Origin of the sequence: Sedimentibacter sp. B4 (assembly GCF_000309315.1) — a bacterium.
GTDB classification, from domain to species: Bacteria; Bacillota; Clostridia; order Tissierellales; family Sedimentibacteraceae; genus Sedimentibacter; species Sedimentibacter saalensis.
Genome location: NZ_CANG01000650.1, coordinates 1 through 233 on the forward strand (window position 1 = coordinate 1; position 233 = coordinate 233).

Annotated in this window: 1 pseudogene; it reads left to right on the forward strand. The window is 66.1% G+C overall.

Annotation, left to right across the window (positions count from 1 at the left end):
- Positions 1–231: pseudogene (locus tag BN358_RS27795) on the forward strand (hypothetical protein); the annotation flags it as partial.
- Positions 232–233: the final 2 nt, after the last annotated feature.

Below are 233 nucleotides of genomic sequence, written 5' to 3' on the forward strand. Positions count from 1 at the left end.
TACCTCGTCCTCGGGTTCACGCTGGAACCAGCGGCTACGGCCACCGAAGTTCCGCACCGGGACAACCTGATCGTCGGCGGGCCCCTCCTGTCTGACGACGGCTCCTGGGTGCTCGGGGCCGGAGTCCTTATGGAAGCCCCCGACGCGGATCATGCGCGCATGATTCTCTCCGGTGACAGGTACACCGGAATCGAAGTGCATCAGTGGCGGTTCGGTGGGCGGCCGGACTAGGG